General features: G+C 54.9%; 2 protein-coding genes. Both read left to right on the plus strand.

Annotated features, from left to right (window positions below):
* Positions 1-192 precede the first annotated feature (192 nt).
* Complete coding sequence (locus ACVBEF_RS20940) at positions 193-1,635, plus strand: TldD/PmbA family protein (protein WP_447125829.1); 1,443 nt, start codon at positions 193-195, stop codon at positions 1,633-1,635.
* The gene (locus tag ACVBEF_RS20945; protein ID WP_447125830.1) at positions 1,632-2,993 is read left to right on the plus strand and encodes a TldD/PmbA family protein; all 1,362 of its coding nucleotides are present in this window, start codon (positions 1,632-1,634) and stop codon (positions 2,991-2,993) included. The genes ACVBEF_RS20940 and ACVBEF_RS20945 overlap by 4 nt, the downstream gene beginning before the upstream one ends.
* Positions 2,994-3,076: the final 83 nt, after the last annotated feature.

Here is a 3,076-nt window from a genome sequence, read left to right on the forward strand (position 1 = left end):
CACGTAGTGCCGTATCCTTCGATACGCTGCGCTACTCAGGACGATCGGAAGATGCACCAACGCATGCAACTACTTCGATACGCCCTGAAGGGCTACTCAGTACGAACGGAGTTTTTCACATTTCAATATCAACACGCCCTAATGCGCGCGCCATCATCGCGCGCTTTTTCATACTCACTCAAGAGGTGGTTTATGTACGACGAAATTCGCTCCCTGTTCAAGCGTTTAACTCCTGCCGTGGATTTTTGTTCCTTGCGTCTGGTCGATGAAAGCAGCGAACAATACACAGTGCGTCAGGATGTTTTGCAACCCATGAGCAACCGCTCAGACCGTGGCGTAATGGTGACCGTCATGCATCGCGGCGGCTATGGCTATGCCGCCACCAGCGACCTCAGCAGCGGCGGACTACAAGCAGCTTTGCAACGCGCCCAGGACTGGGCCGCCACCAGCGCCGGTCGTTCGGTTGTGGATTACTCACGCATCGAGATGCCTCGTCCGCAGGGACGTTATGCGAGTCTGGCCGCATCCAGCCCCGCATGGTCACGCAAAGACATCATCGCGCTGCTGATGCGCGAATCCGCTGCTTGCAAAATCGATAGCCGCATCGTCGATTGGTATGCATCGCTGGGCACGATCACCTCCGAGCAGCTCTATCTGAGCGCCGATGGAGCCGACGTATTCCAGCAATTTCGCTACGTGATGCCGAATCTGGCAGCGACAGCCAATCAGGGCGCAGATACGCAAACCCGGAGTTTGGGCGGTCAATACAATGGCTATTGCCATCAAGGCGGCATGGAAGTCTTGGTCACCGCAGGTTTTGACGGCGCAGGTCAGCGCATCGCCACGCAAGCGTTGGAGCTGCTTGCCGCGCCCGACTGCCCGACCGGGACCATGGATTTGCTGCTGATGCCTGAGCAAATGATGCTGCAAATTCATGAATCAATCGGCCATCCGCTGGAACTCGATCGAATTCTGGGCGACGAGCGCAACTTCGCCGGGACCAGTTTTGTGACACAAGATATGTTCGGTCACTTTCAATACGGCTCAGAATTACTCAATGTCACCTACGACCCAAGCCGCCCGGAACAATTCGCCAGCTATCAATGGGACGACGACGGCAGCGTTGCCGAGCGCAGTTTTATCATTCAAAACGGGATACTCAAAAAACCACTGGGCGGGGCCATTTCTCAAGCCCGTGCTGGCATGGATGGCGTCGCCAACTCCCGCGCATGTAGCTGGAACCGCCCGCCGATAGACCGCATGGCGAATCTGAATATCGAACCCGGCAGCAGCTCCTTGCAAGACTTAATCGGATCGGTAGAACGCGGCGTATTGATGGATACCAACGTGTCCTGGTCAATTGATGATTCCCGCAATAAATTTCAATTCGGTTGCGAATCGGGCCGCCTGATTGAAAATGGCGAGCTCAAAGGCGTGGTAAAAAATCCTAACTATCGCGGCATCTCTGAGAGCTTCTGGCGCTCCCTCAAAGGCGTCGGCGACCAGTCGACCTTCAATGTCATGGGCACGCCGTTCTGCGGCAAAGGTGAGCCGTCGCAAGTGATCCGGGTCGGCCACGCCTCACCGGCCTGTCTGTTTGAGAATATTTCAGTTTTTGGTGGAGATGCAGCATGAGCGCCGTGTTGAATACAGCAACAGTGACCAATCAAATGCAAACCTACTTCTATGATCTGGCGACCTTTCTCAGCACCCGCATGCAAGCTACCGAGCAATACACTTGCTGGTTTTCAGCAGAAGCCACCGACTTCGTACGCTTCAATCGCAGCCAGATTCGCCAGCCCGGCCATGTGCATCAAATGACCTTGTCTTTGCGTCTGATCAACGGCAAGCGTCATGCTGAAAGCGTGGCCACTTTAGGCGGTGATCTGGCAACCGATAACGCGCAATGCCTGCGCATGCTCGACCAACTACGGTCGCAATTACCCGATCTGCCGGAAGACCCGTATCTACTGTTTTCGCAAGAAGTCTGCTCCACGCAACACATTAAACCTTCCGCATTGCCAGACAGCGCAGCCATCGTCGATCAGGTACTGAGCGCAGCAGACGGCTGCGATTTAGTCGGACTTCTGGCAGCTGGACCGGTGTATCGCGGCTTTGCCAATTCGCTGGGTCAGCGTAACTGGCATCAAAGCGCCACCTTCAATCTCGACTGGAGCCTGTATCAAAGTCGCGACAAGGCGGTCAAAACTTCTTACACCGGGACCGCGTGGGATGCGCAAGTATTTCAGCGTAAATTTGCCAGCGCCAAAGAACAACTGCACTTGCTCGAGCGTGCGCCAGTGACCATCAAACCAGGCGCGTATCGCGCTTATCTGACGCCGACTGCGCTAGGTGAGCTGATCAGTATGCTGAACTGGGATGGACTATCCGAGAAAGCCTTGCGCACCAAGCAAAGTGCGTTGCAACGCATGCGCGACGAGGGGCTGGCATTCCATCCTTCGGTGACGCTGACGGAAGATACGGTCAACGGGATTGCGCCCGGCTTTCAACGCGATGGCTTTATCAAACCGGATCAATTGGCGCTGCTGCAAGATGGTCATCTGACCGGCAGCATGATTTCACCGCGCACCGGGCTGGAATATGGGATTGCGCCGAATGGTGCGGATGGGGACGAAGGCACTTCGTCGCTTGATCTTGCGGCTGGTGAGTTGCCACTGGCGAATATTTTGGCGGAACTTGGGACGGGGATTTTTGTTAGCAATTTGTGGTATCTGAATTTTTCTGATCGGGCCAATTGTCGGATTACCGGGATGACGCGGTTTGCGACGTTTTGGGTAGAGGATGGAGTGATCAAAGCGCCGCTGAATGTGATGCGGTTTGATGATTCGTTGTTTCAGTTGTTGGGGGATAAGTTGATTGGATTGACGCGGGAGCGGGAGTTGTTGATTGATAATGAATCTTATGGTGAGCGGCGGGTTGGGAGTGTTTTGCTGCCTGGGGCGTTGATTCGGGGAGTGAATTTTGTGTTGTAAACGGGCTGTTGGGTGATGACATGGTTTGTGCTCCGTGGAGGCTAGTCGGGGGCGGCCCGACAGCCGGTCACTTTCTTTTGCTT

It is taken from the genome of Glaciimonas sp. GG7 (assembly GCF_052976905.1).